This window comes from Sphingomonas sp. ASY06-1R, from assembly GCF_052180265.1.
GTDB lineage: Bacteria > Pseudomonadota > Alphaproteobacteria > Sphingomonadales > Sphingomonadaceae > Sphingomonas_I.
In genome coordinates, this window is the sequence record NZ_CP197464.1 from 3,858,752 (window position 1) to 3,872,439 (window position 13,688).

A 13,688-nucleotide genomic window follows, 5' to 3' on the forward strand; every position below is an offset into this window, starting at 1 on the left:
AGTATCAGGCCGCTTGCAGCTCCGCCGCCACGGTTTCTTCGATCCAGCCGCCGCCGAGGACACGGTCACCGTCGTACAGGACTGCAGCCTGGCCGGGCGCCACGCCATATTCCGGATCGCGGAACGAAACCGTTTCGCCGTCGAATGTCGCCGGGACGGGCTTGGCGAGCGAGCGCACCTTGACGGAAAGATTGGCATGCGCATCGCCACCGAGCCAATTGACCTCGCTAAGCCTGGCCGCACGCACGGCCAGCGCCTGACGCGGCCCCACCACCAACCGGCGCTGCTCCGCATCGATCCGCACCACATAGAGTGGCTCGGGCGTGCCGCCGATCTCGATCCCGCGACGCTGGCCCACCGTGAAACCGGTAATGCCGCGATGTTGGCCGATCACGCGACCGGATAGGTCGACAATATCGCCCGGCGCCACGGCTCCGGGGCGAAGCTTGCGGACCAGCCCGCCATAATCGCCATCGGGCACGAAGCAGATATCCTGGCTGTCGGGCTTCGCGGCTACAACCAGACCATGTTCCGCGGCAATCTCGCGGACGCGGGCCTTCGGCATTCCCCCAAGGGGAAAACGCAGAAAATCGAGCTGATCGCGCGTCGTGGCGAACAGGAAATAACTCTGGTCGCGCGCCGGATCGTGCGCGCGGTGCAACTCAGCGCCCTGCGGACCCATCATCCGGCGCACATAATGGCCGGTCGCGAGACAATCCGCGCCCAGTTCGCGCGCCAGCCGGAACAGATCGGTGAACTTCACGCTCTGGTTGCAGCGCACGCAGGGAATGGGCGTGCGACCCGCGACATAATCGTCGGCAAAGCGATCGATCACCGCTTCGCGGAAGGCGCTCTCATAATCGAAAACATAATGGGCGATGCCGAGCCGTTCGGCGACTGCACGTGCATCGGCAATATCCTTACCGGCACAGCAACTGCCCGCGCGCCCGACAGCCGTGCCATGATCGTAAAGCTGCAGCGTAACGCCGATCGTCTCGGCACCGCTTGCCGCCGCCAATGCAGCCACCACCGAACTGTCGACGCCGCCCGACATGGCGACGACGATCCTGCGCTTGGCCGCGCTTTCCAGTTGAAACAGATCATCCACGATGCGCCCGCCATAGCGGATAATGCGTAAAATGGGAAAGGCTCGTCTTTTCGCGCACATGCCTCGGCACACCGCCTCCGGAACAAAGCGCCTCCTCGGCGCGTATCCACCTCAGATCGCCGTAAAATGTATCTTGTTCGGCGGCGGCGAACAGGAGGGAAAGTTATGATCGGATTTTTGGTATGGCTCATCGTCGGCGGCGTCGTCGGCTGGTTGGCCAGCATCATCATGCGCACCGATGCGCAGCAGGGTATTTTTCTTAACATCGTCGTCGGCATCGTCGGCGCGTTCATTGCAAACCTGATCTTCTCAGGTGGCACCATCAACAATGCGCCGTTGAACCTTTATACGTTCCTCGTCTCGCTGGTGGGCGCGATCATTCTTCTCGCGATTGTCAATCTGGTGCGTCGCGGTTCCGTCCGCTAATCAGATTTCTATCGATGAAAGGGCCGTCGCGCGAAAGCGCGGCGGCCCTTTTCATGTCCACTCAGTTGAGTTCAAAGACGACCGAGAGGGTCACGGTCAATTCCTGCTCACCCGCTTCGACCGGTGTGCTGTCCGCCTTGCGCAACGACATCGCCATCGGCCGCACGACGGGGGGCGCGTTGTTCTCGCTTTCACTGATCCGTACGATCCGCCGTACGCTCAGTCCGGCGGCCTTCGCATAAAGCTCCGCGCGCGAACGCGCCATCGCCAGCGCCTTGGAGCGCGCCTCATTCAGCGCTGCCTCGGGATGGTCGACGCTCAGCGTCGGTCCCTCAATCTGGTTAGCGCCCGCCGCAACCAGCGCGTCAAGCACGCTGCCGGCGGAGTTTAAATCGCGCAGCCGAACCGAGATGCGATTGCTGGCCTGATATCCGGTTAGGATCGGCGGAACATTGTCGCCATAGCGATATTGCGGCTGCAGGTTGATCGCCTGCGTCTGAATGTCACGATCCGCCACCCCGGCGCGTTTCAAGGCGGCGAGCGTTGCGGACATTGCGCTAGCATTGATGCGCATCGCTTCGCCCGCTTTATTCGCCTGGGTCACGACGCCGGCGCTGATTGTCATCAGATCGGGCGGCCGAGTGGAGCTCCCCGTCGCCGAAATATCCAGTTCGGTGCCTGAAATCGGTGTTGTCGTCACGTCCGCCATCGCAGGATTGGCAGCCAGCAAGGTGAGCGGCAGCAGCTTTTTCATCGCACTATACTCCTGTTGCGGGAAACGCCTGATCAGTGAGACGCTCTGCATCCGCGCTGAACGCATGGGTTGATGATCGTTCTTGCGACGAAGCGCCCCAACCGGCGGACCACCGGTCGACTATAGCGAGCCCGCCGCCGCAGTCACGATCGCGACCCAGCCGGCCTCGTCGATCACGCGCACGCCCAATTCCTTGGCCTTCTTTTCCTTGGAGCCGGCGCCAGGCCCCGCCACGACCAGATCCGTCTTGGCGGAAACCGATCCCGAAACGCGTGCGCCGAGCTGCTCCGCCTGGGCTTTTGCCTCATCCCGGCTCATTGTCTCCAGCGTTCCGGTGAAAACCACCGTCTTCCCGCTGACTTCCGATTGGCGCACCTCGTTCACAAACGGAAGCGGCTGCACCTCCGTCAGCAGATCGTCCCAGGCGACGCGGTTATGCGGTTCGGCGAAAAAGTCGATCAGCGCTTCGGCGACCGCGGGGCCGACGCCGGATATCGCCTCGATCTCGGCGCGCGCTTGCGGATCCTCATTGGCGGCCGTGGCCACTTCGGCGATGCGCTCGACCGTTCCGAAGGCCCTCAGCAGATCGCGGGCGGTAATGGCGCCGACATGGCGGATGCCAAGGCCGAACAGGAAACGGACCGGGTCGGGCGTGCGTTTCTCGTTGATCGCCTGGAGCAGGTTTGCTGCCCAGACATCGCCCTTCTTCTTGCGCGGCAGCAACTGCTCTTCGGTCAACCGGAAGATGTCGGCCGGTGCGTGGATCAAACCGTCGTGAAAAAAGTCCTCGATCTGCTGTAGGCCCAGGCCGCGTATATCCAGCGCGCCGCGCGAGCAGAAATGGATCAGGCGCTCGACCCTTTGCGCCGCACAGATCAGGCCGCCGGTACAGCGATAATCGACCTCGCCTTCCTCACGCTCGACGGTCGAGTCGCATACCGGACAATGGGTGGGGAAAGTCCACGCATCGCGCGGTTCCTCGCGGGTCAGATTTTCCACAATCTGCGGGATGACATCGCCGGCGCGCTGGATGAGCACGCGGTCGCCCGGCCGCGCGCCCAGACGCTCAATCTCATCCGCATTATGCAAGGTGGCGTTGGTGACGACGACGCCGCCGACCGTGACCGGCTCCAGCCGCGCCACCGGCGTCAGCTTGCCGGTACGCCCGACCTGGATGTCGATCGCGCGCAATGTGGTCTGCGCCTGTTGCGCCGGGAATTTATGGGCCAGTGCCCAACGCGGCGCCCGGCCGATCTGTCCCAGCCGCTCCTGCCAGTCGAGCCGGTCGACCTTATAGACGACGCCGTCGATATCATATTCAAGGTCCGCCCGCAGCGTTTCGATGCGACGATATTGGGCCAATGCCTCCGCCACATCGTCACAGCGTACGCGCAGCGGGGTGGTCGCGAATCCCCACGCGTCCAGCGCATCCATGACCGCACTCTGCGTGTCGCCCGGCAGCGCCGCCGCTTCGCCCCAGCCATGATAGATGAAGCGCAGCGGGCGCGTTGCCGTCACGCTGGCATCCTTCTGCCGCAAGGAACCGGCGGCCGCATTGCGCGGATTGGCAAATTGCCGCGCCTTGCGTTCGTCCCCCGCCGCACGCGCGGCCTCCAGCAGGCGCTGGTTCAGGGCGGCGAAGTCGCTTTTCGCCATATAGACCTCGCCCCGCACTTCGAAAATATCGGGCGCCGTATCGGGCAACGTCTGCGGCACGCCCGTCACGAAAGCGATATTGGGGGTCACATCCTCGCCGATCGTCCCATCGCCTCTGGTCGCCGCCTGGACGAGGCGCCGCCGCTCGTAACGGAGCGAGCAGGACAAACCATCAATCTTGGGTTCGGCCGTCAGCGCCACCGGTTCGTCGTCGCGCAAGCGCAGGAAGCGGCGAACGCGTTGGACGAACTCCTCCACATCCTCATCGGAAAAGCCGTTATCCAGGCTGAGCATCGGTCGCGCATGGCGCACTTTCGCCAGCGGCCCGCTGGGCGTCGCACCCACTTTGCGCGACGGGCTGTCGTCGCGCACAAGGCTGGGGAAGCGGGCTTCCAGTGCCGCATTGCGCTGCATCAGCGCATCATAGTCGGCGTCCGAAATCTCCGGCGCATCCTGATCGTGATAGAGCCGGTTGTGGTGCGCAATCTCCGCTGCCAGCCGCTCAAGCTCGGCGGCGGCATCGGCTTCGGTCAGCAAGTCGAGATTAGCCATGCGATGCGCTTTCCACGTGCCCCAAAGCGGGTCAACCGGCTTCCGCCGCGCTTGCCCAGGGCGCCTGCGCGAAGCGCCGGGCAAGATAGTCGATCAACACGCGGACGCGGGCCGGGCGCAGCGTGTTCGGTGGCGTCAGCAGGTTGAGCGCGATCGGTGGAGCGGACCAATCGGGCAGGATTTCCTCCAGCTTGCCCTCCTGAAGCGCGCGCCAGACGATGAAATCGGGCAGCATCGCGACGCCATGGCCCGCGCATAACGCCGGCAGAAACGCATCGCCATTGTTGGATCGGATGCGGCCCCGCAAAGGCACGGCATATTCGCCTTCCGGCGGATGATGGAGCCGCCAGATCTCCGGATTGGCAATCCCGGTATAGATCATCGTCTGATGATCGACCAATTCGCGCGGATGCTGCGGCCGGCCCTGGCGATCGAGATAAGCGGGCGCGGCCACGATCGGGGTGCGAATCGCGCACAGACGGCGCGCCCGCAGGCTGGAATCACTCAGCGCCGCGATCCGCAGCGCGATATCGAAACCGTCCCCGATCAGGTCGACCAACGCGTCGCTCAGCTGCAAATCCAGGTCGACGTCCGGATATCGGGTCAGGAATTCCGGCAAAGCCGGGGCGAGATGTTCGAACCCGAACGACATCGGCGCGGCGATGCGCACCATTCCGCGCGGTGTCTCCGCCTGATCGGACGCTTCCGCTTCCGCGGCTTCGCCTTCCGCCAATATCCGCGCGGCGCGGGCCAGCGCGGCTTTCCCGGTTTCCGTCAGCGACAGGCGGCGGGAGGTGCGATGCAACAGCGGCGCGCCCAGCCGCTGCTCCAACCGCGCCACCGCCTTCGATACGGTCGGCTTGGACAGGCGCAGCTCGCTCGCCGCACGCGCGAACGAGCCCGTCTGCGCGATTTTGGCGAAGATCGCCCAGGCGTCGAAATCAGGAAGCCGCATCGCTTATCGATAAACTTTCAGAAACGGTATCTTGCTTTCAATTCTATTTTCTTAGTCTCCGCGTCAACTATTTAGGTTAGCGACGCCGGACACAGGCCCGGCACGGAGACACACCATGATCGACGTCCGTCCTTTCAATACATTGGGTGCTGCCAACCATGGCTGGCTGGACGCGCACCACCATTTTTCCTTCGCCGACTATTACGATCCCAAGCGCATGAACTGGGGCAATATCCGCGTCTGGAACGACGATGCGATCGCGCCGAACACCGGTTTTCCCGCCCATCCGCATTCGGACATGGAAATCATCACCTATGTCCGCGAAGGGGCGATCACGCACCAGGACAATCTGGGCAATAAGGGCCGCACCGAGGCGGGCGACGTGCAGGTCATGTCGGCCGGCAGCGGGATCACGCATGCGGAATATAATCTGGAGAAGGACACGACCCGGATTTTCCAGATCTGGATCATGCCCAGCCAGCGCGGCGGCAAGCCGACCTGGGGCGCACGGCCCTTTCCCAAGGGCGATCGCTCCGGCAAGTTTGTAACGCTGGCATCCGGCTTCGCGGAAGACGGCGAAGCGCTGCCGATCCGGACCGAGGCGCGCGTGCTCGGCGCAACGCTGAAGAAGGGCGAGACGACCGATTATCCGCTCGGCGCCCATCGCCACGCGTATCTCGTGCCCGCTACGGGCCGGATCGAGATTAACGGCGTTGAAGCCAATGCCCGTGACGGCGTCGCTGTCAGCGATACCGAGACTCTGTCCGTCACGGCATTGGAAGATACCGAACTGGTGATGGTCGACGCTGCCTGATTCCCAAACCCCTCCCCACCCGGGGAGGGGTTACCCATGCGAGGAGATTGACGATGAGCAAGGTACTGGTTCTCTATTATTCGACCTACGGCCATATCGAGCAGATGGCACAGGCTGTTGCCGAGGGCGCCCGCGAAGCCGGCGCGACCGTGGACATCAAGCGCGTGCCGGAGACGGTTCCGGAAGAGATCGCCAAGAGCGCGCACTTCAAGCTGGATCAGGATGCGCCAGTCGCCGTGGTCAACGATCTCGCCGATTATGATGCGATCATCCTGGGCGTGCCGACGCGCTTCGGCCGCATCCCCTCCCAGATGGCCGCCTTCCTCGATCAGGCCGGCGGGCTGTGGGCCAGCGGCAAGTTGAACGGCAAGGTCGGCGCCGCGTTCGGCTCCACCGCCACCCAGCATGGCGGCCAGGAAACCACCCTGTTCTCGGCCATCACCAATCTGCTGCATTTCGGCATGGTGATCGTCGGTCTGCCCTACAGCTATGAAGCGCAGATGGGCCTGAGCGAAATCCATGGCGGCACGCCTTATGGCGCGACTACCATTGCCGGCGGCGACGGCAGCCGCCAGCCGAGCAAGATCGATCTCGACGGCGCCCGCTTCCAGGGCAAGCATGTCGCGGAAATCGCCAACAAGCTGTTCGGCTGAGGACGGTTGGGCCGGGGGCGCACGTTCCCCCGGCCCGTTCCTCTAAACGACGAATCCGTGCGTTTGCGCAAAGACCAGAAACAGTTCGGGCCAGCGCATCGCGGTATTTGTAGGCGGCAGGCGCAGGCCAAAGCCGTGGCCGCCGGACTGAAAGACATGCACTTCGGCCGCGATGCGTCGTGCGCGCAGCGCGTCGAACATCCCCAGGCTGTTTTCAACCGGGACCACGTCGTCATCCGCCGCATGGATCAGGATTGTCGGCGGCGTATCCACGCTCACATGATGGTCGGGCGAATAGGCAACGACATCCGCGTCCGCTGGCATTTTGCCGATTAATTCGTTGCGCGAACCGGCATGCGCATGCGCCCCCATGCTGATCACCGGATACAGCAAGGCGGCCACGTCCGGCCGCGCCGAAAGTCGATCGGCCGCATCCACCGGCGTATAAACCGACATGGCATGCCGCACCGCCAGCGAGGCGGCGACATGCCCGCCCGCGGAAAATCCCATGACCGCGATACGGCGGGGATCGACCCGGTAGGATGCCGCACCCGCGCGGATCAGCCGCATGGCCCGCTGCGCATCCTGCAACGGCACATCGGCCCGATGCGCCCAGCCGCCGCCTGGCAGACGATAGCGCAACACGAACGCGGTAACGCCGCGCGCCGTGAGCCAGCGCGCGGTCTCATAGCCTTCCTTGTCGGTCACCACCCTTACATAGCCGCCGCCCGGCGCGATCAGCACCGCATTGCCGTTCGGCTGGTCGGGGCGAAACACCGTGATCGACGGGCTGGCGATCTGATCGGCATAACGATCGTGCGGCTGCCCCTGTGGGGCGCGTTCAACATAGCGTTCGGCCGGCAAATTGGCCGGCGATCCCGGCGGGCGCCCCGGCCAGAGCGGGAGGATTTCGGTGGGGTCGCCTTGGACTGGATTGGCCGACACCCGCACCGCTCCACTCGCCACGGCCAGGGCCAGTACACTTCTGCGATCGATCATGTCCGCCCTCCCAGGATCGCAGGATGGCGGCACATCGGCCCGGCGACAAGCGCTCCGCGCCGGCCGAGCGACATTCATTCTGATCCTGGCGCGAAATCCTCAAGCCAGGGCGGAGGCCATCTCCGTCAGCTTGGCGACGGTGTTCATGTTTCGCGTCGTTCCCACCTTCGCGGCCGGTATCAGAAGACGTGAGTCCGCCATGCCATCGCCATAGGAAATGTAGATCACACGCGTGCCGAGACGCATTTCCTCCCCGTCGACGTTCCGGGCAGCGTCGATCGCCTCCTGTCCGATCGGCGCATCGGTGAACAGGGCGACCGTGCGGTTACCCGGCCTGTCCGGAAACGGATTGGCCGCCAATATGTCCGCCATCTCCGCCGCCGATCGGATCAGGACACCCACGGGTTTACCCGCATAGGTTGCGAGTGGCGCCTCGATCATGGCGCGCACCGTCGCTTCCGACTCATCACTGGTGAAGACGACATTGCCGCTGGCAATATAGGTACGTACCTGCGCCAGTCCGGCTGCTTCGCACATCGCCTTCAGATCCGCCATCGGCAGCTTGCCGGTTCCACCGACATTCACCGCGCGCAACAGCGCGACATAGGCGGTCATACCCGCATCAGCCGGGCTTGTGCGCGGCCAGCTCGTTGCCGTCGGGATCGCGGAAGTGAAAACGGCGACCACCCGGGAAGGTGAAAATCGGCTTGGTGATCGTGCCGCCATTGCCCTCGACCAGCGCCTGCGCTTCTTCCAGATCGTCGACCTGGATCACGATCAAAGGCGCCCGCGTCTGTTCGGCCGGATCGGCCTGTAGCCCGATATCGACGTCGCCCGTCAGCGTGCAGGCATAGGTCGGCCCGAAGCCGGTCATGGTCCAGCCGAAGGTCGCGCCGTAAAAAGCTTGCGCCGCCTCGACATCGGCCACCGGTAATTCCAGGAAATCCGGGCGCGGCAGATCGGCCATGTCAGTAACGCCGCAGCAAGCCGGCGAGGCGACCCTGGATCCGCACCTGGCCCGGGCGGTAGCGCTGCGGATCATAACTGCGGTTGGCCGGATCCAGCCGGATCATCGACCCTTCGTGGCGGAAATATTTGAGCGTCGCTTCGGCATCGTCGATCAGCGCAACCACGATCTCGCCATCGCGGGCGGTCTCCGCCTTGCGAACAAGAGCATAATCGCCGTCGAGAATACCGGCCTCGACCATCGAATCCCCGGAAACTTCCAGCGCATAATGTTCGCCCGGCCCGAGCAATGCCGCCGGAACGGACAGGCTGTTCTGCCCCTCCATCGCCTCGATCGGCATGCCGGCGGCAATCCGGCCGTGGAGCGGCAATTCCAGCACGTCATTGGCCGCAGGCGGCGCTACCCGTGCCGGCGGGGTCGCTACATTCGCCTTGGGCGATGCGGGTGTACCGGCCGTCTTGATCTGATCCGGCAGACGCAAAATCTCCAGCGCGCGTGCTCGATTGGGCAAGCGGCGGATGAAGTTGCGCTCCTCCAGGGCCGAGATCAGGCGATGCACGCCCGACTTGGATTTGAGATCCAGCGCTTCCTTCATCTCCTCGAACGACGGCGAGACGCCGGTATCGTTCAGGCGATCGTTGATGAAGCAGAGTAGCTCATGTTGCTTGCGGGTCAGCACAGCGTTTCCCCAATGAAGGAACGTACAGGGAACGTGTAGGAAACGTTCTGGAATCTGTCAAGCGATCCGCAGAATATCCACCATTTCATCCACAGCCGCCGGCGGCACGCCCACCGGCCGCACGATCAGCGTGTCGGCCAGCGTCAACGCCGGCACCGAACCGCTATCCTGCCGAGTGAGGGGGCGCACCTTCCCGTCCACCATCACCGCGCGCACATAATCGTCGCGGCCGGCGCCCGCCGGCAGCGGCGTGGCGAGCGGCGCAGAGAGAAGCGACGGCACCGGCGCGCGCGCGCCGCCCAGATGCGCCAGCAAGGGCAACAGGAACAGGTGGGCGGTGACGAACGCGGATACGGGATTGCCGGGCAAACCCAGCACGACCGCATCGCCCAGTCTTCCGGCGAAGAGCGGCTTGCCCGGCCGCATCGCCACCTTCCAGAAATCCAGTGTCGCCCCCGCTTCCAGCAACGCCGGGCGGACCAGATCATGGTCGCCGACCGATGCGCCGCCGATCGTGACGATCACGTCCGTATCCTGCGCGCGCAACGCGGCGACGAGCGCATCCAGGCGATCGGGCACCAGCCCGGCATCCTGCACGTCCGCGACATCCTGGATCAGCGTCTGCAGCATCACACCGTTGGACGCGGGCAGCATCACGCCCTCGGTCGGCACGCCCGGCAAAACCAGCTCGTCGCCGGTGGAGATCAGCGCCACCCGGGGCCGCCGCCGTACCGCAATCGCGCCATAGCCGCCCATCGCCGCCGCGGCGATCCGTCCCGGGGTCAGGCGATCCCCGGCGGCGATCAGAGCCGCACCACTGTCGAAATCGGCGCCACGCGGGCGGATATGTGCGCCTTCCCGCGGAGGACCCTCGCCGGCCAGCTCCAGCCGGTCTTCGGTGCGCGCGGCTTCCTCCTGCACCAGGATCGTGTCCGCGCCGTCCGGCACCGGGGCACCGGTGAAGATGCGCGCCGTCTCACCCGCCGCCACCGCGCGATCCAGCCCGCCGCCCGCCCGGCTTTCGCCCACCACGTGCCACGGGCCCGGCAGATCGGCGAAGCGGATGGCATACCCGTCCATCGCCGACAGATTTGCCGCCGGCTGCGTCCGCCGTGCCACCACATCTTCGGCGGCCCAGCGTCCGGCCGCCTCCACCAGCGTGCGCGTCTCGATCGGCAAGGGCGCTGCCAGCGCGAACAGCCGCGCCTGCGCCTCGGCGACCGGCAACAGGCTCACGGCCGCTGCCAATCCCCGGATCGGCCGCCGGCCTTGGCGACCAGGTGCACCGGGCCGATCGTCATCGCCCGATCGATCGCCTTGGCCATGTCGTACAATGTCAGCAGCGCCACCGAGACCGCGGTCAGCGCCTCCATCTCCACACCGGTCTGCCCGGTCGTGACCACCGTTGCCCGGCAGTCGATGCCGCCGTCCGCAAAGGTCAGGTCCACGCTGACCTTCGAGATGGGCAGAGGATGGCATAGCGGGATCAGGTCCGACGTCCGCTTGCTCGCCATGATACCGGCGATGCGCGCCACCGCCAAAGCATCGCCCTTGGCGAGCGCCCCGGCTTGCATCGCGGCCAGGGCTTCGGCCGACATGGCGATGTGCCCGATCGCCGTCGCCTCGCGCCGGGTAATGTCCTTGTCGGAGACATCCACCATATGCGCTGCGCCGGCATCGTCCAGATGCGTGAGCTTGCTCATGCCGCCAGCAGCCTGCGGGTCGCCGCCTCGACATCCGGCTGGCGCATCAGGCTTTCGCCGACCAGGAACGTCCGCACGCCATGCTCGGCCATCGCTTCCAGATCGGCATGGCTGCCGATACCGCTCTCCGCCACGAACAGACAATCCGCAGGTGCCCGCGCTACCAGTTCGTATGTCCGGGCGAAATCCACCGAGAAATCGCGCAGATCGCGATTATTGGCCCCGATCAGCCGGGATGTCAGTCGCAGCGCGCGCTCCAGCTCGCTGGCATCATGGACCTCGACCAGCACATCCATGCCGCGTTCGATCGCGGCCGCCTCGATCTCCGCCATTTGCGGATCTTCCAGCGCGGCGACGATGATCAGGATCGCATCCGCCCCCAAGGCGCGCGCTTCCGCCACCTGCCATGGATCGACCATGAAATCCTTGCGCAGGCAGGGCAACGCGCATGCGGCCCGCGCCGCCACCAGGAACGCGTCGGACCCCTGGAAAAAGGGCGCATCAGTCAGCACAGACAGGCAGGCCGCCCCGCCCGCTTCATAGGCGCGCGCATGTTCCGGCGGATCGAAGTCGGCGCGGATAAGGCCCTTGGACGGCGAAGCCTTCTTGATCTCCGCGATCAGCGCAAAGCCGTTGGCCGCCTTTGCTTCCAGGGCGCGGCGAAAGCCGCGCGGCGGCGACTGCGCCGCCGCCGCGGCATCGAGATCTGGCACCGTGCGGATCGCTTTGGACGCCGCCACATGGGCATATTTGGCAGCGAGAATCTCGGTAAGGCGGTTGCTCATGATAACCTTTCCGCCATTCGGCGTGGGCTGAGAATCGCCGCCATTCTAGAAGGCGATCCAGCAGTTGAGCAGGGCGTTGGCCAACCCCTTGTCGATCGCTTCGGCCGCTTCATCCACACCTTCGCGCAGATCCGTGGCGGCGCCCGCCACGACCAGCGCCGCACCCGCATTCAGCAACACCGCATCGCGATAGGCACCGCGCTCCCCCTGCAGCAAGGCCCGCAGTGCGGCGGCATTATAGGCCGCATCCCCGCCGCGAATGGCGTCCAGCCCGTGCCGCTCCAACCCCGCATCCTCGGGTGAAATCGTCGCGCCGATCGAACATAGCCCCACCGCCACAGCCCGGCTTCGCCCGGCGATCGACAGTTCGTCCAGGCTTTCCTCGCCGGATACGACCAAGGCCGCCTCGGCACCCAGCAATTCCAGCGCCTCGGCAACGGTTGTCAGATAATCGACGCGCGCAACACCCATCAACTGCCGCGTCACCCGCGCCGGATTGGCGAGCGGACCGACAATGTTGAAGATCGTGCGCCGCCCGATCGCCCGGCGGATCGGCGCCAGCCGGCCAAGCGCCGGATGATACGTCTGCGCGAACAGGAAGGCGATGCCCAGATCGGCCAGGCTTTCCTCCGCCCGCGCGGCGGCACGATCCAGGTTCAGCCCGATCGCCTCCAGCGTGTCGGCCGCACCCGCTTTGGAAGACGCGGCGCGATTGCCATGCTTGGCGACAGGGACGTCGCACGCTGCCACCACGATCGCGACGGCGGTCGATATATTAAGGCTATGCGCGCCATCGCCGCCGGTGCCGCACACGTCGATCGCGCCTGCGGGTGCACGCACTTCGATCATGCGCGCGCGCAGCGCGCGCGCAGCAGCGGCGATCTCAACGCTGGTTTCCTCGCGAATCGTCATCGCGGTCAGGAAATCGGCGACCGCCTGATCGTCGACCTTGCCGTCCAGAATATCGGCGAACGCCTGCTCCGCGGTTTCATGCTCCAGTGGCGAACTGGGATCGGGCAGGATCGCCAGCGTCGTCATGCGCGCGCCGTCGCCGCAATCCCCGCCAGCCGCATGAAATTGGCGAGCAGATCATGACCATGTTCGGTCGCGATACTTTCCGGATGGAATTGCACGCCATGGATCGGCAGCGTCGCGTGACGAAAGCCCATCACCGTACCGTCATCGGTATGCGCGTTGGCGATCAACGTGCCCGGCGCACCCTCCACCACCAGCGAATGATAGCGGGTGGCGGTGAACGGCGACGGGATATTGGCGAACACGCCGCTATCGTCGTGCAGGACCGGGGATGTCTTGCCGTGCATCAGCGCCTTGGCGCGCACCACGGTGCCGCCGAAATGCTGCCCGATCGCCTGATGGCCCAGACATACGCCCAGCAGCGGCTTATTCTGGTCGGCGCAGGCCTCGACCAATTCCAGGCTGATCCCCGCCTCATTGGGCGTGCAGGGGCCGGGCGAAATCAGGAAGGCCTGCGCGCCGGACGACATCGCCTGGCCGACGCCGATGGCATCGTTGCGCACGACCTCAACCTCGGCGCCAAGCTCCTGGAGATAGTGCACCAGGTTCCAGGTGAAGCTGTCATAATTGTCGATGACCAGGATCATGCGCGCGAGGTAGGC

The 13,688-nt window shown here is 65.1% G+C and carries 16 protein-coding genes; 3 read left to right on the top strand and 13 right to left on the bottom strand.

Annotated elements, in window-relative coordinates; genetic code table 11:
- Positions 1 to 4 precede the first annotated feature (4 nt).
- Positions 5 to 1,108 carry a tRNA 2-thiouridine(34) synthase MnmA gene (gene mnmA, locus ACSBM8_RS18210; RefSeq protein WP_442679403.1) on the bottom strand — a complete coding sequence of 368 codons (1,104 nt, stop codon included), beginning with the start codon at positions 1,106 to 1,108 and terminating at the stop codon, positions 5 to 7.
- A gap of 168 nt (positions 1,109 to 1,276) precedes the next feature.
- Between mnmA and ACSBM8_RS18215 the strand changes: the two genes are divergently transcribed.
- Positions 1,277 to 1,534 carry a GlsB/YeaQ/YmgE family stress response membrane protein gene (locus tag ACSBM8_RS18215; protein WP_442681638.1) on the top strand — a complete coding sequence of 86 codons (258 nt, stop codon included), beginning with the start codon at positions 1,277 to 1,279 and terminating at the stop codon, positions 1,532 to 1,534.
- Positions 1,535 to 1,595: 61 nt separating this feature from the next.
- On the opposite strand, the gene ACSBM8_RS18220 is transcribed toward ACSBM8_RS18215, so the two are convergent.
- The 3 genes from ACSBM8_RS18220 to ACSBM8_RS18230 form a co-directional block, all read right to left on the bottom strand.
- Positions 1,596 to 2,288 carry an SIMPL domain-containing protein gene (locus ACSBM8_RS18220; RefSeq protein ID WP_442679404.1) on the bottom strand — a complete coding sequence of 231 codons (693 nt, stop codon included), beginning with the start codon at positions 2,286 to 2,288 and terminating at the stop codon, positions 1,596 to 1,598.
- Positions 2,289 to 2,408: 120 nt separating this feature from the next.
- Entirely contained in the window at positions 2,409 to 4,481 is a 2,073-nt protein-coding gene (gene ligA, locus ACSBM8_RS18225; RefSeq protein ID WP_442681639.1) for an NAD-dependent DNA ligase LigA, read from the bottom strand.
- Between the two features lie 46 nt (positions 4,482 to 4,527).
- On the bottom strand, positions 4,528 to 5,451 hold the full coding sequence (locus ACSBM8_RS18230; protein WP_442679405.1) for a LysR family transcriptional regulator: 924 nt from the start codon (positions 5,449 to 5,451) through the stop codon (positions 4,528 to 4,530).
- 115 nt (positions 5,452 to 5,566) lie between these two features.
- Between ACSBM8_RS18230 and ACSBM8_RS18235 the strand changes: the two genes are divergently transcribed.
- Both ACSBM8_RS18235 and wrbA read left to right on the top strand, forming a co-directional pair.
- Complete coding sequence (locus tag ACSBM8_RS18235; protein WP_442679406.1) at positions 5,567 to 6,265, top strand: pirin family protein; 699 nt, start codon at positions 5,567 to 5,569, stop codon at positions 6,263 to 6,265.
- Between the two features lie 53 nt (positions 6,266 to 6,318).
- Positions 6,319 to 6,918: an NAD(P)H:quinone oxidoreductase gene (gene wrbA, locus ACSBM8_RS18240; protein ID WP_442679407.1), complete on the top strand. Its 600-nt coding sequence runs from the start codon at positions 6,319 to 6,321 to the stop codon at positions 6,916 to 6,918.
- 42 nt (positions 6,919 to 6,960) lie between these two features.
- Here wrbA and ACSBM8_RS18245 read toward each other — a convergent pair whose 3' ends face one another.
- The 9 genes from ACSBM8_RS18245 to ACSBM8_RS18285 form a co-directional block, all read right to left on the bottom strand.
- A complete protein-coding gene (locus ACSBM8_RS18245) occupies positions 6,961 to 7,917 on the bottom strand; it encodes an alpha/beta hydrolase (protein ID WP_442679408.1) in 957 nt (318 codons plus the stop codon).
- A 99-nt stretch (positions 7,918 to 8,016) separates the two neighbouring features.
- The gene (locus ACSBM8_RS18250) at positions 8,017 to 8,532 is read right to left on the bottom strand and encodes a DUF1697 domain-containing protein (protein WP_442679409.1); all 516 of its coding nucleotides are present in this window, start codon (positions 8,530 to 8,532) and stop codon (positions 8,017 to 8,019) included.
- A 7-nt stretch (positions 8,533 to 8,539) separates the two neighbouring features.
- Positions 8,540 to 8,884: a VOC family protein gene (locus ACSBM8_RS18255; RefSeq protein ID WP_442679410.1), complete on the bottom strand. Its 345-nt coding sequence runs from the start codon at positions 8,882 to 8,884 to the stop codon at positions 8,540 to 8,542.
- A 1-nt stretch (position 8,885) separates the two neighbouring features.
- Positions 8,886 to 9,563 carry a transcriptional repressor LexA gene (gene lexA / locus ACSBM8_RS18260; protein ID WP_442679411.1) on the bottom strand — a complete coding sequence of 226 codons (678 nt, stop codon included), beginning with the start codon at positions 9,561 to 9,563 and terminating at the stop codon, positions 8,886 to 8,888.
- 57 nt (positions 9,564 to 9,620) lie between these two features.
- A complete protein-coding gene (locus tag ACSBM8_RS18265; RefSeq protein WP_442679412.1) occupies positions 9,621 to 10,799 on the bottom strand; it encodes a molybdopterin molybdotransferase MoeA in 1,179 nt (392 codons plus the stop codon).
- Positions 10,796 to 11,266 (bottom strand): cyclic pyranopterin monophosphate synthase MoaC, encoded by a 471-nt coding sequence (gene moaC / locus ACSBM8_RS18270; RefSeq protein ID WP_442679413.1) that lies wholly within the window; start codon positions 11,264 to 11,266, stop codon positions 10,796 to 10,798. Before moaC ends, ACSBM8_RS18265 begins: the two co-directional genes overlap by 4 nt.
- Positions 11,263 to 12,051 carry an indole-3-glycerol phosphate synthase TrpC gene (gene trpC, locus ACSBM8_RS18275; protein WP_442679414.1) on the bottom strand — a complete coding sequence of 263 codons (789 nt, stop codon included), beginning with the start codon at positions 12,049 to 12,051 and terminating at the stop codon, positions 11,263 to 11,265. Before trpC ends, moaC begins: the two co-directional genes overlap by 4 nt.
- Before the next feature lie 45 nt (positions 12,052 to 12,096).
- Positions 12,097 to 13,089, bottom strand: a complete 993-nt coding sequence (gene trpD, locus ACSBM8_RS18280; protein WP_442679415.1) for an anthranilate phosphoribosyltransferase — start codon at positions 13,087 to 13,089, stop codon at positions 12,097 to 12,099.
- The gene (locus ACSBM8_RS18285; protein ID WP_442681640.1) at positions 13,086 to 13,673 is read right to left on the bottom strand and encodes an anthranilate synthase component II; all 588 of its coding nucleotides are present in this window, start codon (positions 13,671 to 13,673) and stop codon (positions 13,086 to 13,088) included. The genes trpD and ACSBM8_RS18285 overlap by 4 nt, the downstream gene beginning before the upstream one ends.
- Positions 13,674 to 13,688: the final 15 nt, after the last annotated feature.